This is a genomic window from Pseudomonas sp. MMS21 TM103 (assembly GCF_022132145.1).
Classification (GTDB): domain Bacteria; phylum Pseudomonadota; class Gammaproteobacteria; order Pseudomonadales; family Pseudomonadaceae; genus Aquipseudomonas.
In genome coordinates, this window is the sequence record NZ_JAJISP010000001.1 from 232,055 (window position 1) to 247,275 (window position 15,221).

Consider the following 15,221-nt stretch of genomic DNA (forward strand, 5'->3'; position numbering starts at 1 on the left):
CCTGCAGCCCGCACTAAACCGCACAACGCGGGGTAATCCGGGCGGGCCCAAGCGCAAAAAAATGCCGCATTCCCGTCGAAGGGAATGCGGCATTTTCATATAGGCGTCCTGCGCAACTGCTTACTGGCGCTGGCTCAGCTGGGCTGAACCAGATGCACCACGCGCTGCGGGAACGGAATGCCGATGCCGGCTTCGGTCAAACGCTCCTTGGCCAACTCGGTGAAGCTGAAGGTCACCGGCCAGAAATCCGGCGTGGCCACCCAGACGCGTAATGACAGGTTGACCGCACTGTCACCCAGGCCAGTGACGAACACCACCGGAGCCGGGTCGAGATGAATGCGCGGATCCTCGGCGATTTTCAGCAGCACATCGCGGGCTTTCTTGATGTCGCTGGAGTAGTCGATGCCCAGGTTGATGTCGGCGCGGCGCGTGGGTTCGCGGGAATAATTGGTGATATTGCCGTTGGACAGGCTGCCATTGGGCACAATGATCACCTTGTTGTCCGCGGTTTTCAGGGTGGTGTGGAAGATATGGATGCTGTCGACGCTGCCCGACACGCCCTGCCCTTCGATCCAGTCGCCGGCGCGGAACGGCCGGAACAGCATGATCAACACGCCACCGGCAAAATTCGCCAGACTGCCTTGCAGGGCCAAGCCAATGGCCAGGCCTGCGGCACCGATCACGGCGATGAAGGAAGTGGTTTCCACGCCGATCATCGAGGCGACACTGACCAGCAACAGCACCTTGAGAATCATGCTGGCCAGGCTGCCAATAAAGCTGTGCAGGGCGCGGTCGACATTGCGCCGATCCAGTACACCACTGACTCTATGGGTCAGAGTGTTGATGAACCACCAACCGACCAGCAGCGTGATGACCGCCAGGGTAAACTGGCCACTGTATTGCAGCACCGCCGGCAGCCAAGCCTCAGACAGCTTCACCAGTTGCTCGACACTCATCTCCATGTGACTCTCCTTTTACAACGTTTAAAACGCGCCCGCCATGGCAAGCCATGGCGGGCGCTTTACACTCACTGCTGGCGAGCCCGCAGGCCCGACAGGCTTGCCGCATCAGTCGCGGAAGTTGTCGAATTGCAGTGGCATGCCGAAGTCCTTGGCGCGCAGGGCGGCAATCGCTTCCTGCAGGTCATCGCGCTTCTTGCCGGTAATCCGCACCTGCTCCCCCTGGATGGCAGCCTGCACCTTGAGCTTGCTGTCCTTGATGTGAGCAACGATTTTCTTCGCCAGTTCCTTGTCGATGCCTTCACGCAGGGTCATTTCCTGCTTGACGCTCTTGCCCGAGGGATAGGCATCCTTGAACTCCAGGCACTGCACATCGATCTTGCGCTTTACCAGGCAGAGTTTGAGAATCTCGACCATCTGCTCCAGCTGGAAATCCGCATCGGCGGTCAGGTTGACCGTAAGGTCTTTGAGCTCGAAGCTGCCTTTGCCGCGCAGGTCATAACGACGTTCAAGTTCTTTGATGGCGTTGTCGACAGCATTGGTGACTTCGTGTTTGTCCAGCTCGGACACCACGTCGAACGAGGGCATGGGTTTTCTCCAGATAGACGGCGCGACCCAGATCACGGACGGGGCACGCGTGGCTTGATGACGATTGAAAAACCCGGCCATTATATAGCCATAGCGACAAACACTGCCTGGCGATGTACCGGGCTCATGCGAATCCCCCTACGAGCCTGCCCATGCCCAACCCCCATCTCAGTATCCTGGTGGTGGACGACGCCAAGTTCTCCAGCGCCATGATCGGTCGCGCCCTGAGGCAGGCCGGCTATCAGGATGTACGCTTTGCCAACAGCGCCGCAGAAGCCATCAGGCAGCTCGAACTGCGTCCGGCCAGCGTGCTCCTGGCGGACTGGCTGATGCCGGAAATGGACGGCCTGGAACTGACCGGGCGGGTTCGCCAGCTGGATGAAATGGCCGATCACTACACCTACGTCATGCTGCTGACCGGCAAGGAAGGTGAAAACGTACTGGGCGAAGCCTTCGATCGCGGGGTCGATGACTTCATCAACAAGGCGCAGATGAATGAACAACTGGTGCCGCGGGTCTTCGCTGCCGACCGCCTGTGCAACACCCTGCAACGCCTGCTGCAAGAAAACCGCCTGCTGACGGAAAACATCGCCAGCATGGAACAGCGCAACCTGGTCGATACGCTTACCGGCCTGGGCAACGCCCGCTACCTGCGGCAGAAGCTGCTCGATAGCCTGCGCCAGATCGAATCGCGCGGCGGCGCATTGTGTTACCTGTTGATCGGCCTGCAGGAGGCCGGCGAACTGCGCCAGCGTCATGGCAACGGCTTCTACAGCGAGCTGTTGCATGGCGTCGCCCGCCGCCTGCAGCAACTGGTGCGCCCGCTGGACGTGCTGGTGCGCCTGGACGACAACCATTTCGCCCTGATTACCCTGCTCGAAGACCTGCACGAGTGTTCGCCGAGCAGCTTCAAGCGCCTGCACGAAGGGCTCAACCTCAAGTCGTTCAAGACCAGCGAAGGCTTCGTCAACCTCAAGGCCGGGATCTGCCTGGTCGGCCTCGACGCCAAAGCCTTGCCCATCGGCCCGGAGAGCCTGATCGCGCATGCGACCAAGCTGCTGCCGGAATCCTATGTCAGCGGCCGGGTCGCCGCCATGCGCCTGCCGCATGCGACCTAGCAATCCGTTGAAAAACGCAGGCGAGGCCGGCAAGACAAGGCAAAGACGGCCGAGAAACGAACTGGGCTCGTACGCGAGTTCACGTGCTGTAAATGAGCATTTGATTCGCTTCGCTCACCGCCTCCGGGGCCGCGCTAAAGCGCGTTCAACGCTGCGCTTTTGTGAGGCCGTATTTAACGCAGTATTGCCAATGCAGGTAGTTTTCCAACGGTTTGCCAGGCGGTGCCGACAATGAGCTGGCATATCCTCGGCGCCGGCAGCCTGGGCTGCCTGTGGGCCGCACGCCTGGCGCGTGCCGGCGTGTCGGTGCAGTTGATCCTGCGCGACCCGGCTCGGCTCGGCGCCTATCAGCGCGCCGGCGGCCTGACCCTGGTCGAGCAGGGTCAGGCCCGACACTACCCGGTGCCCGGACAGACCGCCGCCGACCCGGCGCCAATTCAGCGCCTGCTGCTGGCATGCAAGGCCTATGATGCCGAAAGCGCCATTGCGGCGGTCCAGCCGCGCCTGGCGCCTGGCGCCGAGCTGATTCTTCTGCAAAACGGCCTGGGCAGCCAGGAGGCCGTGGCGGCCCGGGTACCCAATGCGCGCTGTATTCTCGCCTCAAGCACCGAAGGCGCCTTTCGCGATGGCACCGCCCCTGACGGAGAATGGCGCGTGGTATTCGCCGGCCATGGCCACACCTGGCTCGGCGATCCGCTCGACGACCACCCACCGGCCTGGCTGGCCGACCTCGAGCGCAGCGGCATTCCGCACCAGTGGAGCCCGGATATCCTCAGCCGGCTATGGCGCAAGCTGGCACTGAACTGCGCCATCAACCCACTGACCGTGCTCCACGATTGCCGCAATGGCGGCCTGGGCGAACACCCGGCCGAGGTGGCCACGCTCTGCGCCGAGCTCGGTCAACTGCTGCAAAGCTGTGGCCAGCCCGCTGCCGCACTGGACCTATATGCCGACGTGCAGCGAGTGATCCAGGCTACCGCGGCGAACTACTCCTCGATGCACCAGGATGTCGCCCAGGGTCGCCGCACCGAAATTGCCTACCTGCTTGGCCATGCCTGTGCCGCGGCGCAGCAGCATCGCCTGGCCTTGCCACACTTGGCGGCGCTGCATGAGCGCCTGGTGCAACACCTCGACGCACACGGATTGCCCAGCCATTAAGCCGCGCGTTACCCTGCTCGAACTTCCTCGCCACTGCGACGTGCCCGTCCATGCAATTGCGTCAGCGCCTCGAAAATCTGCCCGTCGGCCGCAAACTGCTCACCGCGCTCCTGGTATTGCTGGCCGCCGTGTTGCTGATGGCCAACCTGGCGTTTATCAGCGCGGCCTACTGGATTTCCCAGCAGAGCGTCGCCCCGCAGGCCTTGCACACCCTCGGCCGCCTGATCGCCGGCCCCACCCTGAGCCGGGAGGCGCTGAGCTCGGCGAGCGCTGCCCAAGCCCTGCTGCAGCGCCTGGATGACTACCCGCCACTGCGCGCCGCGGTGATCTATGACAGCAATGGCGTGAGCCTGGCACAGCTGCAACAAGGAGAATTCCTGGACTTGCCCCAGCGCCTTGAACAACTGGACAGCTGGCGCCACCGCGAATTGCGCACCAACCTGCTGATCGAGCTGCCGCTGCCCGACGCACCGCCCGGCCACCTGCTGCTGGTCGCCTCTGGCGAACTGCCCGGCGCCTTCTATACCGGCACCCTGAGCGCCAGCTTGGCGATTCTCGCGTTCAGCGTGCTGCTCTGGCTGCTGGTAGCGCGGCAGATCCGCCGCCTGGTGACCAAGCCGATTCGCCGGCTGGAAGAACTGTCACGCCAGGTCACCCGCGAGGAGAACTATTCCCTACGGGCCAGGCGCGGCAACCAGGACGAGATCGGCAGTCTGGCCGACGCCTTCAATACCATGCTGATGCGCATCGAGGCACGCGAGCAACAACTCAAACGCGCCCGCGACGACGCCCAGGCCGCGTTCGACCAGGCGCAGAGCCTCGCCGAGGAAACCCGCCACTTCAACCGCAAACTGGAGCTGGAAGTGCAGGTACGCAGCAAGATCGAGAGGAAGCTCACCGGCTTCCAGAATTATCTCAACAGCATCATCGACTCCATGCCCTCGGCCTTGATCGCCCTCGACGAACAGCTCTACGTCACCCAGTGGAACCAGGAGGCCAGCGCCATTTCCGGCACGCGCCTGGCCAAGGCGCTGAACCAGCCGGTGTTCCTCGCCTTCCCGCCGCTGAAACCCTTTCTGCCGATGCTCAGACGCACCGTCGAACAGCACAAGGTGGAAAAAATCGAGCGAGTGACCTGGAGCAAGGACGAAGAACCGCATCACTACGCCCTGACCTTCTACCCGCTGACCGGTGGGGCCGGGCGCGGCGTGGTGATCCGCATCGACGACATCACCCAGCGCCTGAGCCTGGAAGAGATGATGGTGCAGTCGGAAAAGATGCTCTCGGTCGGCGGCCTCGCGGCGGGCATGGCCCATGAGATCAACAACCCGCTCGGCGCCATCCTGCACAACGTGCAGAACATCCGCCGGCGCCTGTCGCCGGAACTGGAGAAGAACCGCGAACAGGCCGAGCAGATTGGCGTGTGCCTGGAAACCATCGACCGTTATCTGCACGCCCGGGAAATCCCGCGCCTGCTCGATGACATCCAGCGGGCCGGCACGCGTGCGGCGAAAATCGTCAGCCACATGCTCAGCTTCAGTCGTCGCAGCAACCGCCAACTGGCACCCTGCCAGCTGAGTGCCGTGATCGACCAGGCGCTGGAAATCGCCAGCAACGACTTCGACCTCACGGACAGCTTTGACTTCAAAAGCCTGGTCATCCGCCGCGAGTTCGACCCAAGCCTCGGCCCGGTGCCTGGCATCGCCAACGAACTGGAACAGGTCCTGCTAAACCTGCTGAAAAATGCCGCCCAGGCGATTCATCAGCGCGAAGACTGCAGCACGCCCGGACAGATCATCTTGCGTACCCGGCTGGCTCCGCCCTGGGCAGAGATCCAGGTGGAAGACAACGGCGTCGGCATGCCTGAATCGGTGCGCAAGCGCATCTTCGAACCGTTCTTCACCACCAAGGAGGTCGGCCAAGGTACCGGGCTGGGCCTGTCGGTCTCCTACTTCATCATCACCAACAACCACAAAGGGCAGATGGAAGTGCAGTCCAAGGAAGCCCAGGGCACCTGCTTCACCCTGCGCCTGCCCCTGGCTGTAGCCATCCCCCACACAGGTCATTGAACATGGGTTATCGACTGTCGAAGATTTACACACGCACCGGCGATGCCGGCGAAACCGGGCTGGCCGACGGCCGTCGGGTGGCCAAGGATCACCCGCGGGTGGAGGCCATGGGCGAGGTGGATACGCTCAACAGCCAACTCGGCCTGCTGCTGGCCGACCTCGCTGAAAACCAGGCGACCTGGCCGGGCTTGAGCGAGATCAGCGCGGTGCTCGCGCCCTGCCAGCACCGCCTGTTCGATCTCGGTGGCGAACTGGCCATGCCCGAGTACCAGGCCCTGCAACAGGCTGAAGTGGAACGCCTGGAAGCCGCCATCGATCGCTGGAACGAAGAACTCGGCCCGCTGCAGAATTTCATCCTGCCGGGCGGTACCCGCCTGGTCGCCCAGGCCCACGTCTGCCGCAGTCTGGCGCGCAGCGCCGAACGCCGCTGCCAGCAGCTGAACGCGCTGGAGCCATTGCGCGGCGTCGGCCTGGCCTATGTCAACCGCCTCTCCGATCTGCTGTTCGTGGCCGCCCGCCTGATCGCCAGGCGCCAGTGCATCGATGAGGTGCTCTGGCAGGCAGCGCCGAAGCAACCGGCGTGATCATCTGTTGATGTGCAAGCCCGGCGACAGCCCAAGGCCTCACGCGCCGCAGACAGCGCACCGGGGCTGATCGGCGGGCTGTCGCGGCACTCCGGACGGAACGCCCTGCAACCTTGAGCGATGGCGCCCCTGCTTCAAGGAGAAACGCTCAGAGCAGACTCAGCCGGCTCTCGAAGCGGCGCTGCTCGCCACTCAGTGGGTCGATGAAGGCCAGGCCCTGGGCCAGCAGCTTGAGCGGCCGGCTGTAATCGTCAGGCGCATCGGGCCCTTCACTGATGTCGGGGTAGAAGGGATCGTTGACGATAGGCGCACCCAAGGCGGCCATATGCACACGCAGCTGGTGCTTTTTTCCCGTTACCGGATAGAGCCCATAGAGCCAGTGCTCGCCCAACTGCTGCGCCACCTCGATGCGGGTCTCGGTATTCGCCATGCCGGCGACTTCCTGCATGCGGAAAAACGGCTCACCGGCCGCCAGTCGCGTGGCTCTTCGCACGGGAAAGTGCAGTCCAGGCAAGCCCGGCGCCAAGGCTTCGTAGCGCTTGTCCATCTGCCGCTCACGGAACAGCGCCTGATACTGGCCGCGGCTCTGCCGGTTACAGGAAAACAGCACCAGGCCGGCCGTATGCCGGTCGATACGGTGCAGCGGCACCAGGTCGGCATTACCCAGGCGCTTGGCCAGACGCGCCTGCAGCGTCTGCTCGACATATTCGCCAGCGGGCATCACCGGGAGAAAATGCGGCTTGTCGGCCACCAGCAGGTGCTCGTCGACATAAAGCACCGTTTCGACGAAGGGAATCGGCGTCTCCGCCACCACCTCGCGAAAGTAATGCACACGCAGGCCAACCCGATAAGCATGCGCCGGACCGATTGGCGCGCCATCGGCATCCAGCACACGCCCACGTGCCATGCGCTGCAGCCATACCTCGCGGCTGATCGCCGGGAAATGCGCACACAAGCAATCGAGCACCGTCGGCCAGTTGCCCTGGGGCAGATGCAGGGTGCTGGGGCGCATGTTGGAGGGGGAACGGGCAGACACAGGCATGAGGGGCTCGGCGGGCAGCGACAAAGGTAACCAGCGCCCATTAGGCCGCAGCCACTCGCCTGGCGTCAAAGGCCGGGACGGTTACAGCAGTATCACCGCCCAGACCAGGGCAATCAGGGTCATGGTAACCAATTGCGCGGCGCTGCCCAGGTCCTTGGCCTGTTTCGACAAGGGGTGCAACTCCAGGGAGATACGGTCCACCGTCGCCTCGATCGCCGAGTTGAGCAACTCGACGATCAGCGCCAGCAAACATACGCTGATCAACAGTGCACGCTCGACCTTGCCAACATCCAGGTAGAACGCCAGGGGCAGCAGCACGGCATTGAGCAGCAGCAACTGACGAAACGCCGCCTCGCCCCTGAACGCGGCCCACAGCCCCGCCCGGGAATAGCCGAACGCATGCACGATACGCCGCCAGCCGCTTTGCCCCTTCAGCGCGCTGCCATCGAGCACGCTGACAGCGACTTCAGAACTCATGGGAAACAGCCCCCACGGTAGCCATTGAACGATGGTAGGCCTCGAGCAACAGCTGCCAATCGGCAGCCGGCATGCCCCCACGATGGCGAGACAGTTGGCCCATGTCGCGCCGCGAAGCGGAGCGGCTGAACAACCGGCGACGACTTTTCTCCAGGTCGAGCAGCGCCACTTCGACACCACCGCCGTCGCCGACGGCCTGGGGCTTGATGAAGATGTGCTTGGGATACAAGCAGCCATGCTGCCAGCCGGCCCGGTGCAGGCGACTGAGCATCGCCGCCAGTTGTTCCAGCATGCACCGATTGAGTGGCGTGCCGCCATGCCGCAGCGCATCGCTGGTGTACCACTGCTCCAGGCTGACGAAGCCCTCCAGCGCCTCGGTGACCAAGAGCGCACGCCACTGTCCGGCTTGTTTTTGCGCAGCCGCATAGACCAGCTTCGGCACGCGGATGCCGAGGCGCTGCAGTTCCTCCATTGCATGCAATTCACGCAACGCCGTGGGCCGGCCCAAGGGGTGCAGCCAGGAGCGATACAGGTGCCCGGTCTGGCGCTTGAGGTACAGCAGCTGCCCCGCCTGGTTATGCCGGCGCTGCACTCCGCTCTCGCCGCCACGCCGCTGATTGGGCGCCTCCACCCACTCGCCCTGGACCTGCCACCAACGCTCGAATGTGCTGGGCACCGGCTCGGTCTGTACTCGCGTAATCAGGCTACTCATCTCTGTTGCCCTTGCGCAGGACATAGACCCGCCACATGGCATAGCCCGGGAGAAAGTCCTTGTGGCCGAGGATATCGAAACCGGCCTGCTTGAACTCCGCCTCGATGGTTGATCGGGCGATGACGAAACGGTTCTGATTGCTCGCCGTGCTGCTCTGCGCCGCACGTCGGGCCTCAAGGCGCCGGCGTTTCCAGGATTTATAGTTGCCATCGACCCACAGCGAAATGATCAGGGTATCGCGCGTCACCCGGTGCAATTCACGCAGCATGATCAGGCGATGTTCGGGCTCGGCGATGTGATGCAGCAGGCGCATGCAGAAAATACTGTCGACCGCATTGTCACCCAGGTCGATGGCGAAAGCCGAGGTTTGAAAGGGCTTTACCCGTGCCACGACATCTGCCGGTTGCCCGGCCATGGCAATTGCCAGCATGTCCGGTGAGTTGTCGGCAGCGAGGATCACCCGGTTCGGCTGCTTAGCCAGCAGCGGCCAGAAGCGACCGGCGCCGCACGGCAAGTCGAGCACCAGGTTGGGCTCGCCCGCCAATTTCAGGGCATGTCGTGCCAGTTGCTCGTCGCGCCAATGGGATAACCGGCGGGACAGGCCATCCTGATGCTTTGCCAAATACTGACGGGCGTGTTCGGGATCGTACTTGCGCGAGAAGTCCAACTCGACGGGTTTAGCGCTAGACATGACAACCTGCTCCACAGAGGAATCCACGGTTGCCAAACTAACGACCAAGGCATCAAGTTATCGTCAAAGGACTGTGAAAAAAACGTGAAGCACCGGTTGCATCGACCGCCGCTCGCGCGGCGGCGCCTTCAGCGGCGCAAGCTGACCTCGAATGCACTCCCCCGCGGGGGCAGGTCACGCATCTGCACCGTCCAGCCCTGATGCGTGCAGATCCGCTTGACCAGGGACAGGCCCAGCCCCAGGCCCTCGCCACGGGACTGGGCGCCGCGCACAAAGGGCTGGAACATCTGTTCCTGCTGATCCAGGGGGATGCCAACGCCGCTGTCCTCGACCCGAAAACCACCGTCCTGGAGGATCAGCCGCACCGTGCCCTGCTCGGTGTAGTGCAAGGCATTGCGCAGCAGATTGGAGATCACCGTACGCAGAAACGTCAGGTTGTAGTGCGAGTCATCCTCGCCCTCCTCGATCAACTGGAACTGCAAGCCCTTCTCGTGCATCAGGGGTGCCCAGCGCTTGCTCTGCTCATCGGCGACCGCAGCCAGGGTCGCGCTGCCGCCCTGGCTCGACTCCTGAGGCCTGGCGCGCGCCAGAATCAGAAAGGTCTGCACCAGATCACCCATTTCCTCGGTCGCGCGAGCGATGCGCTGGATCTGTTCAAGCTGGCGCGCATCCAGGTTGGGCGCCTCCGCAAGCAGCTCGCAGGAGCTGGCGATGATCATCAGCGGCGTGCGCAGCTCATGGCTGACATCACTGGTGAACAGCCGCTCGCGCTCCAGGGAATGGCGCAACTGGCCAAGGGTGCTGTCGAAGGCCGCCGCCAGGTGACCGACCTCATCATCCGGATAGTCCGGCGCCAGGGCCGGGGCCAGCGCATGCAACTGATCGCGATGACGCACCTGATTGGCCAGGCGTATCACCGGTGCCATCACCCGCCGTGCCAACAGCCAGCCAAGGCTCCAGGCGACCAGCATGCTGAGCAGAAAGCCGGCCAGCACCACATTGAACAGTACCTGTTCGCGGGCCTCGAACTCGTGCTGCTCCTGCACCAGCATGAAGTCCCGACCATTTTCACTGCGTTTGAACAGATAAAATGCCTGGTCACCCTCGACCACCTCGGAAAACCCGTCGGCCGCCTCGGCGAACTGCAGCGGCACCTCGAACTCAGGCAGATGCGAGGCGAAAAAACGTGTACTGGAATCCAGCCGCGGCCTTTGGCCACGCCGTAGATCTTCATCAATAACGATGCTCAATTCACGATCAAGCTCCTGGGACACCAGGTGCTCTTCGACGAAGTGCACAATCGCCACGATGCTCAACGAAAACACGCCGCTGACCACCAGTGTCATCAGCACGAAGGCGATCACGATGCGCCTCAGCAACGGTTGCTTAGACACCACTTGCGGACTCCGCCAGGCGATAACCGATACCGTGAATGGTGTGCAGCAAGGGTGTGGCGAAAGGCTTGTCGAGCACTTGGCGCAGCTGATGAATATGGCTGCGCAGGCTGTCGCTGTCCGGGCAATCGTCGCCCCACAGGGCCTCTTCAAGGGCCTCGCGACGCACCACCGCCGGGCTGCGCTGCATCAACACGGCTAGCAGCTTCAGGCCCAGGGGGTTGAGTTTCAACGGCTGACCGGCGCGACTGACATGCAGGGTGTCGAGGTCATAGACCAGCTCGCCGACTTGCAACTGGCGCTTACGATTACCCTGACTGCGCCGCAGGATCGCTTCGATGCGCGCCACCAGCTCGGACAGGGCAAACGGCTTGAGCAGGTAATCGTCGGCCCCCGCACTCAAACCATGCAGACGGTCGTCGAGGGCATCGCGCGCGGTCAGCATGATGATCGGCGTATCACGCCGGGCATCTTCACGCAGACGTTTGCACAACTGATAACCATCGATGCCCGGCAGCATGATATCCAGCACGATCAGGTCATAGTGCTCGGAGGCAGCCAGATGCAGGCCACTCAGGCCATCCTGCGCGCAGTCGACGCTATAACCCTTCAGGGTCAGGTAATCGAGGATATTGGCCAGAATATCCCGATTGTCTTCCACCACAAGAATGCGCATGTCGGTTCAATCCTCAAGCGTGCCGCTACGATTTGATGTTTTTTTCACGCGGCTTCTACATTTACCTCACATCCAGATCGGCAGAGTGCACGGCATCTTTCCGCTGCCGGATCATACGATGCCAGCCTTGAAGTTTGCTCAACTGCGTTACCTGGCGCTGATTCTACTGGTTTGGCTGACGATTTTTACCATGACCCGCAGTGCCTTGCTGTTCAGTCACCTCGGCGAAGCGGATCTCGGCTTGAGCGAACTGGCCCGTGTATATGCCACCGGCCTGGGCTATGACCTGGGCTTTGTGGTGTACGCGGCACTGCCGCTGGCCTGTTACCTGCTGCTGTGCCCACGACGTATCTGGCTGCAGCCCTGGCACCGCGGCCTGCTCCATGGCGTAGTGGCTGTCAGCCTGTTCGCCATGCTGTTTACCGCCGTGGCGGAGTGGCTGTTCTGGGACGAGTTTGGCGTGCGCTTCAACTTTATCGCCGTGGATTACCTGGTTTACTCCGACGAGGTACTCAACAACATCCTCGAGTCTTATCCGATCTACCCGCTGCTGGCAGCGCTTGCCGTCATCGCGGCGGTTGCCGCCATGCTCTTGCGCAGCGCCACAGACGCCGCCCTCAAGGCACCGCTGCTGAGCTGGCGCAACAGTGCCTGGGGCGCGGCCGGCATTGCCCTGATGGCCTGCGTCAGTAGCCTGCTGCTCGACCAGGATTTCCCCCGCGGCGCGGACGGCAATGCTTATCAACGTGAACTGGCCAGCAATGGCCCCTACCAATTCTTCGCCGCCTTTCGCAACAATGAGCTGGATTATCCACAGTTCTACGCCACCCTGGACCAGGACGAAATCGCCAAGCAGTTGCGCGCCGAGCTAAGCGAGCCCAACGCACGCTTTATCGGCAGCGAACCCATGGATATTCGCCGGCTGATAGATAATCCCGGGCAGGTACAGCGGCACAACGTGATACTGGTGACCATAGAGAGCCTCAGCGCCAAATACCTGGGCAGCTTCGGCGACACGCGCGGCCTGACCCCCAACCTCGACCGTCTACGCCAGCAGAGCCTGTTCTTCACCAACTTCTATGCCACCGGCACCCGCACCGACCGCGGACTCGAAGCCATCAGCCTGTCGATGCCGCCAACGCCCGGGCGCTCAATCGTCAAACGCATCGGCCGTGAAAGCGGTTTTGCCAGCCTCGGCCAACAATTCCAGGCCCTCGGCTACGACAGCGCCTTCGTCTATGGCGGGCGCGGCTATTTCGACAACATGAGTGCGTTTTTCAGCGGCAATGGTTACCGCGTGGTCGACCAGAGCAGCGTTAATGAGCAGGACATCCACTTCAAGAATGCCTGGGGCATGTCGGACGAAGACCTTTACTCCGAGACGCTGAAGCTGGCCGACGCCGACCATGCCATTGGCAAACCGTTCTACCTGCAGCTGATGACCACCTCCAACCACCGGCCGTACACCTACCCGAGCGGACGTATCGACATCCCATCGGGCTATGGCCGTGAAGGCGCGGTCAAGTACACCGACCATGCCATCGGCCTGTTTCTCGAGCAGGCGCGGCACAAGCCCTGGTTTGCCAACACCCTGTTCGTCTTCGTCGCCGATCACACCGCAGGTAGCGCCGGCACCGAAGACCTGCCGGTGGCCAACTACCATATCCCGCTGTTCATCTACGCCCCGGCCTTTATCCAACCACGCGAACATGCCGGCCTGGCCAGCCAGATTGATCTGGCTCCGACCTTGCTGGGCCTGCTCAATGTCGACTACACCTCGACCTTCTTTGGCCGCAATGTACTGCGCGCGGATGCAGCGCCTGGCCGCGCCCTGATTGGCAATTACCAGCACCTGGGTCTGTTCGACGGGCTTGACCTGGCGATTCTCAGCCCACGCAAGAGCATGCGCCGCCACGAGGACGCCCTGGGTCTCAGCCGCGAATCGAGTGCCAAGGCCGACGACCCGCTGCTCAAGCGCACTATCAGCTATTACCAGAGCGCCAGTTACGACTTCAGCCATCACCTGCTTGGCTGGCAGCAGACTCGCGCAATCGGCACCGAGCGACTCGCTACCACCCCGACCCGGACCAAGGATCGTGACCATGCGCTTTGAATTTCTCCCGGCCGGATCAAGACCGTTCACCTTCTACCTGGGCTTTGGCCTGCCCCTCGCGCTGATGCTGTTGCTGGCAGATCCAATCGCGCTCGACTTCGCCATCGCCCGCTGGGCCTACGACCCGCAGGCGGGCTTTATTGGTCGGCATAGCCGGTTTCTCGAAGACATCCTGCATGACCGTGCCAAGCAGGCAGTGATCACCATCGGCGTACTGGCCATTGTCGGTTTCGTGCTCAGTCTGCTGATCGGCCGCTGGCGGGCATGGCGACGACCGCTGGGTTATCTGGTACTGGCGATAGGGATGTCGACCAGCTACGTGACGCCGCTGAATGCCCTGACCGGCGTGCATTGCCCCTGGAGCCTCAGCGAATTCGGTGGAGAGGAAACCTACACGCCGCTGCTGAGCGCCCGGGAGCCGACCGACGAGCCCGGTCACTGCTGGCCAGGGCCGCGCTCGCCGTAGCCCTGACCTTGGGCATTACCTTCTCGGTCGGGCGCATGCTGCAGGGGGCGCACTTTTTCTCGCACAACCTATGGACGGCCCTGTTCGACTGGCTGATTAGCCTGGGCTGCTAACGGCTGCTGCTGTACCGACCGCTCCCCGCGCCAGTTGCCAGCCTCAACGCTCAAGCAGCAGCAGGCACAGCGACAAGCTGAGCAACGAGCCGAGCGTCGACAGCAGGATAGTGCTGGAGACCACCGCCGCGTCGCGGCGATAGAACTCGGCCAGCATATAGGGGCCTGTGCCGGTCGGCAGCGCGCTCAACAGTAAAGCCGCAGCGGCCCACATGGGGGGCAGTTGCAGTACATGGAACGCCAGTACCCAGGTAATCAGGGGGTGAGCGACCAGCTTGATCAGCACCAGGCCGACGCTACCCTCACTGCGGCCGACCTGCTTGTGAGCAAGAAACAGACCGAGGGAAATCAGCGCACAGGGCGCGGTGGCACTGGCCAGCAGGTCGATAAAGCGATGCAGCGGCTCTGGCAGCGGCTGGCCGCCCAGTGCCCACAGACCGCCGAGCAACGGCGCGACGACCAGCGGGTTCTTGGCCAACGCCAGCGACACCTTGGCTGTCGCACGCAGCAGGTTCTTTTCATCCTGCAGGGCGACCTCGATGCACACCACCGCCAGGGCGAACAGCACACAGATAACGATCAGACTGGCGATCAGCGCCGGCTGCAGCCCCTCGTCGCCGAATACCAGCAGGCACAGCGGAATGCCCATGTAGCCGGTGTTGGCGTAAGACGCGCTGAGTCCCTGGATGCTGGCATCGGCCAGATTGCCGACCCGGCGCAGACGCCAGAACAACGTCAGCAAGAACACCGCCAGGGTGCCCAGGCTATAGGCGAGGATGAACTGCGGCTGCCAGATCTGCGCCCACACCGCTGTGGCCGTAGCCTCGAATAGCAACGCCGGCAGGCATAGCCAGACCACCAGGCGATTGATTTCCGAGGCAGCGCTCGGCCCGAGAATGCCCGTGCGCCGGCACAGGTAGCCGGCCAGGATCAGGGCAAAGACCGGCAGGATAACGTTCAACACGGAGGCCATGGGCCGGATCACCTGCGAGCGAAAGTGATCGCGCAGGTTAAGGGCAGCCGCTCGATGTGTCTAACAGCAATTGCACGGGCTAGAGCAC

Annotated in this window: 14 protein-coding genes and 1 pseudogene; 6 read left to right on the forward strand and 9 right to left on the reverse strand. The window is 62.8% G+C overall.

Annotation, left to right across the window (positions count from 1 at the left end; translation table 11 throughout):
• Positions 1-134: 134 nt before the first annotated feature.
• Complete coding sequence (locus LJY18_RS01105; protein ID WP_238039898.1) at positions 135-962, reverse strand: mechanosensitive ion channel family protein; 828 nt, start codon at positions 960-962, stop codon at positions 135-137.
• A gap of 105 nt (positions 963-1,067) precedes the next feature.
• Positions 1,068-1,547 (reverse strand): YajQ family cyclic di-GMP-binding protein, encoded by a 480-nt coding sequence (locus tag LJY18_RS01110; protein ID WP_238039901.1) that lies wholly within the window; start codon positions 1,545-1,547, stop codon positions 1,068-1,070.
• Positions 1,548-1,699: 152 nt separating this feature from the next.
• On the opposite strand from LJY18_RS01110, the gene LJY18_RS01115 reads away from it, so the two are divergent.
• From LJY18_RS01115 to LJY18_RS01130, 4 genes are all read left to right on the forward strand, one after another.
• Positions 1,700-2,665, forward strand: coding sequence for a GGDEF domain-containing response regulator (locus tag LJY18_RS01115; RefSeq protein WP_238039904.1), 966 nt, complete (start codon positions 1,700-1,702; stop codon positions 2,663-2,665).
• A 231-nt stretch (positions 2,666-2,896) separates the two neighbouring features.
• Positions 2,897-3,823 carry a putative 2-dehydropantoate 2-reductase gene (locus LJY18_RS01120; RefSeq protein ID WP_238039905.1) on the forward strand — a complete coding sequence of 309 codons (927 nt, stop codon included), beginning with the start codon at positions 2,897-2,899 and terminating at the stop codon, positions 3,821-3,823.
• Between the two features lie 50 nt (positions 3,824-3,873).
• Positions 3,874-5,892: an ATP-binding protein gene (locus LJY18_RS01125; RefSeq protein ID WP_238039906.1), complete on the forward strand. Its 2,019-nt coding sequence runs from the start codon at positions 3,874-3,876 to the stop codon at positions 5,890-5,892.
• Between the two features lie 2 nt (positions 5,893-5,894).
• Positions 5,895-6,476: a cob(I)yrinic acid a,c-diamide adenosyltransferase gene (locus tag LJY18_RS01130; protein ID WP_238039907.1), complete on the forward strand. Its 582-nt coding sequence runs from the start codon at positions 5,895-5,897 to the stop codon at positions 6,474-6,476.
• A 148-nt stretch (positions 6,477-6,624) separates the two neighbouring features.
• Here LJY18_RS01130 and LJY18_RS01135 read toward each other — a convergent pair whose 3' ends face one another.
• From LJY18_RS01135 to LJY18_RS01160, 6 genes are all read right to left on the reverse strand, one after another.
• Positions 6,625-7,518 carry a pseudouridine synthase gene (locus LJY18_RS01135; protein ID WP_238039908.1) on the reverse strand — a complete coding sequence of 298 codons (894 nt, stop codon included), beginning with the start codon at positions 7,516-7,518 and terminating at the stop codon, positions 6,625-6,627.
• An 81-nt stretch (positions 7,519-7,599) separates the two neighbouring features.
• The gene (locus LJY18_RS01140; protein ID WP_238039909.1) at positions 7,600-7,995 is read right to left on the reverse strand and encodes a diacylglycerol kinase; all 396 of its coding nucleotides are present in this window, start codon (positions 7,993-7,995) and stop codon (positions 7,600-7,602) included.
• Positions 7,985-8,707, reverse strand: coding sequence for a lipopolysaccharide kinase InaA family protein (locus LJY18_RS01145; protein ID WP_238039910.1), 723 nt, complete (start codon positions 8,705-8,707; stop codon positions 7,985-7,987). Before LJY18_RS01145 ends, LJY18_RS01140 begins: the two co-directional genes overlap by 11 nt.
• A complete protein-coding gene (locus LJY18_RS01150; RefSeq protein ID WP_238039911.1) occupies positions 8,700-9,398 on the reverse strand; it encodes a class I SAM-dependent methyltransferase in 699 nt (232 codons plus the stop codon). The genes LJY18_RS01145 and LJY18_RS01150 overlap by 8 nt, the downstream gene beginning before the upstream one ends.
• A 128-nt stretch (positions 9,399-9,526) precedes the next feature.
• The gene (locus tag LJY18_RS01155; RefSeq protein WP_238039912.1) at positions 9,527-10,795 is read right to left on the reverse strand and encodes a sensor histidine kinase; all 1,269 of its coding nucleotides are present in this window, start codon (positions 10,793-10,795) and stop codon (positions 9,527-9,529) included.
• Entirely contained in the window at positions 10,785-11,468 is a 684-nt protein-coding gene (locus LJY18_RS01160) for a response regulator transcription factor (protein ID WP_238039913.1), read from the reverse strand. Before LJY18_RS01160 ends, LJY18_RS01155 begins: the two co-directional genes overlap by 11 nt.
• A 118-nt stretch (positions 11,469-11,586) precedes the next feature.
• Between LJY18_RS01160 and LJY18_RS01165 the strand changes: the two genes are divergently transcribed.
• Together LJY18_RS01165 and LJY18_RS01170 are read left to right on the forward strand one after the other, a co-directional pair.
• Entirely contained in the window at positions 11,587-13,581 is a 1,995-nt protein-coding gene (locus LJY18_RS01165) for an LTA synthase family protein (RefSeq protein ID WP_238039914.1), read from the forward strand.
• A pseudogene (locus tag LJY18_RS01170) lies at positions 13,571-14,241 on the forward strand (phosphatase PAP2 family protein). Before LJY18_RS01165 ends, LJY18_RS01170 begins: the two are co-directional and overlap by 11 nt.
• On the opposite strand, the gene LJY18_RS01175 reads toward LJY18_RS01170, so the two are convergent.
• The gene (locus LJY18_RS01175; RefSeq protein ID WP_238039915.1) at positions 14,204-15,133 is read right to left on the reverse strand and encodes an AEC family transporter; all 930 of its coding nucleotides are present in this window, start codon (positions 15,131-15,133) and stop codon (positions 14,204-14,206) included. The pseudogene LJY18_RS01170 and the gene LJY18_RS01175 sit on opposite strands and share 38 nt — an antisense overlap.
• Positions 15,134-15,221 lie beyond the last annotated feature (88 nt).

Excerpts from the sequence above, each read along its gene's own strand:
- LJY18_RS01135 (WP_238039908.1), bottom strand. The coding sequence starts at position 7,518 with ATGCCTGTGTCTGCCCGTTCCCCCTCCAACATGCGCCCCAGCACCCTG.
- LJY18_RS01145 (WP_238039910.1), bottom strand. The coding sequence starts at position 8,707 with ATGAGTAGCCTGATTACGCGAGTACAGACCGAGCCGGTGCCCAGCACA.
- LJY18_RS01160 (WP_238039913.1), bottom strand. The coding sequence starts at position 11,468 with ATGCGCATTCTTGTGGTGGAAGACAATCGGGATATTCTGGCCAATATC.
- LJY18_RS01120 (WP_238039905.1), top strand. The coding sequence starts at position 2,897 with ATGAGCTGGCATATCCTCGGCGCCGGCAGCCTGGGCTGCCTGTGGGCC.
- LJY18_RS01125 (WP_238039906.1), top strand. The coding sequence starts at position 3,874 with ATGCAATTGCGTCAGCGCCTCGAAAATCTGCCCGTCGGCCGCAAACTG.
- LJY18_RS01165 (WP_238039914.1), top strand. The coding sequence starts at position 11,587 with ATGCCAGCCTTGAAGTTTGCTCAACTGCGTTACCTGGCGCTGATTCTA.
- LJY18_RS01175 (WP_238039915.1), bottom strand. The coding sequence starts at position 15,133 with ATGGCCTCCGTGTTGAACGTTATCCTGCCGGTCTTTGCCCTGATCCTG.
- LJY18_RS01140 (WP_238039909.1), bottom strand. The coding sequence starts at position 7,995 with ATGAGTTCTGAAGTCGCTGTCAGCGTGCTCGATGGCAGCGCGCTGAAG.
- LJY18_RS01110 (WP_238039901.1), bottom strand. The coding sequence starts at position 1,547 with ATGCCCTCGTTCGACGTGGTGTCCGAGCTGGACAAACACGAAGTCACC.
- LJY18_RS01105 (WP_238039898.1), bottom strand. The coding sequence starts at position 962 with ATGGAGATGAGTGTCGAGCAACTGGTGAAGCTGTCTGAGGCTTGGCTG.
- LJY18_RS01115 (WP_238039904.1), top strand. The coding sequence starts at position 1,700 with ATGCCCAACCCCCATCTCAGTATCCTGGTGGTGGACGACGCCAAGTTC.
- LJY18_RS01130 (WP_238039907.1), top strand. The coding sequence starts at position 5,895 with ATGGGTTATCGACTGTCGAAGATTTACACACGCACCGGCGATGCCGGC.
- LJY18_RS01150 (WP_238039911.1), bottom strand. The coding sequence starts at position 9,398 with ATGTCTAGCGCTAAACCCGTCGAGTTGGACTTCTCGCGCAAGTACGAT.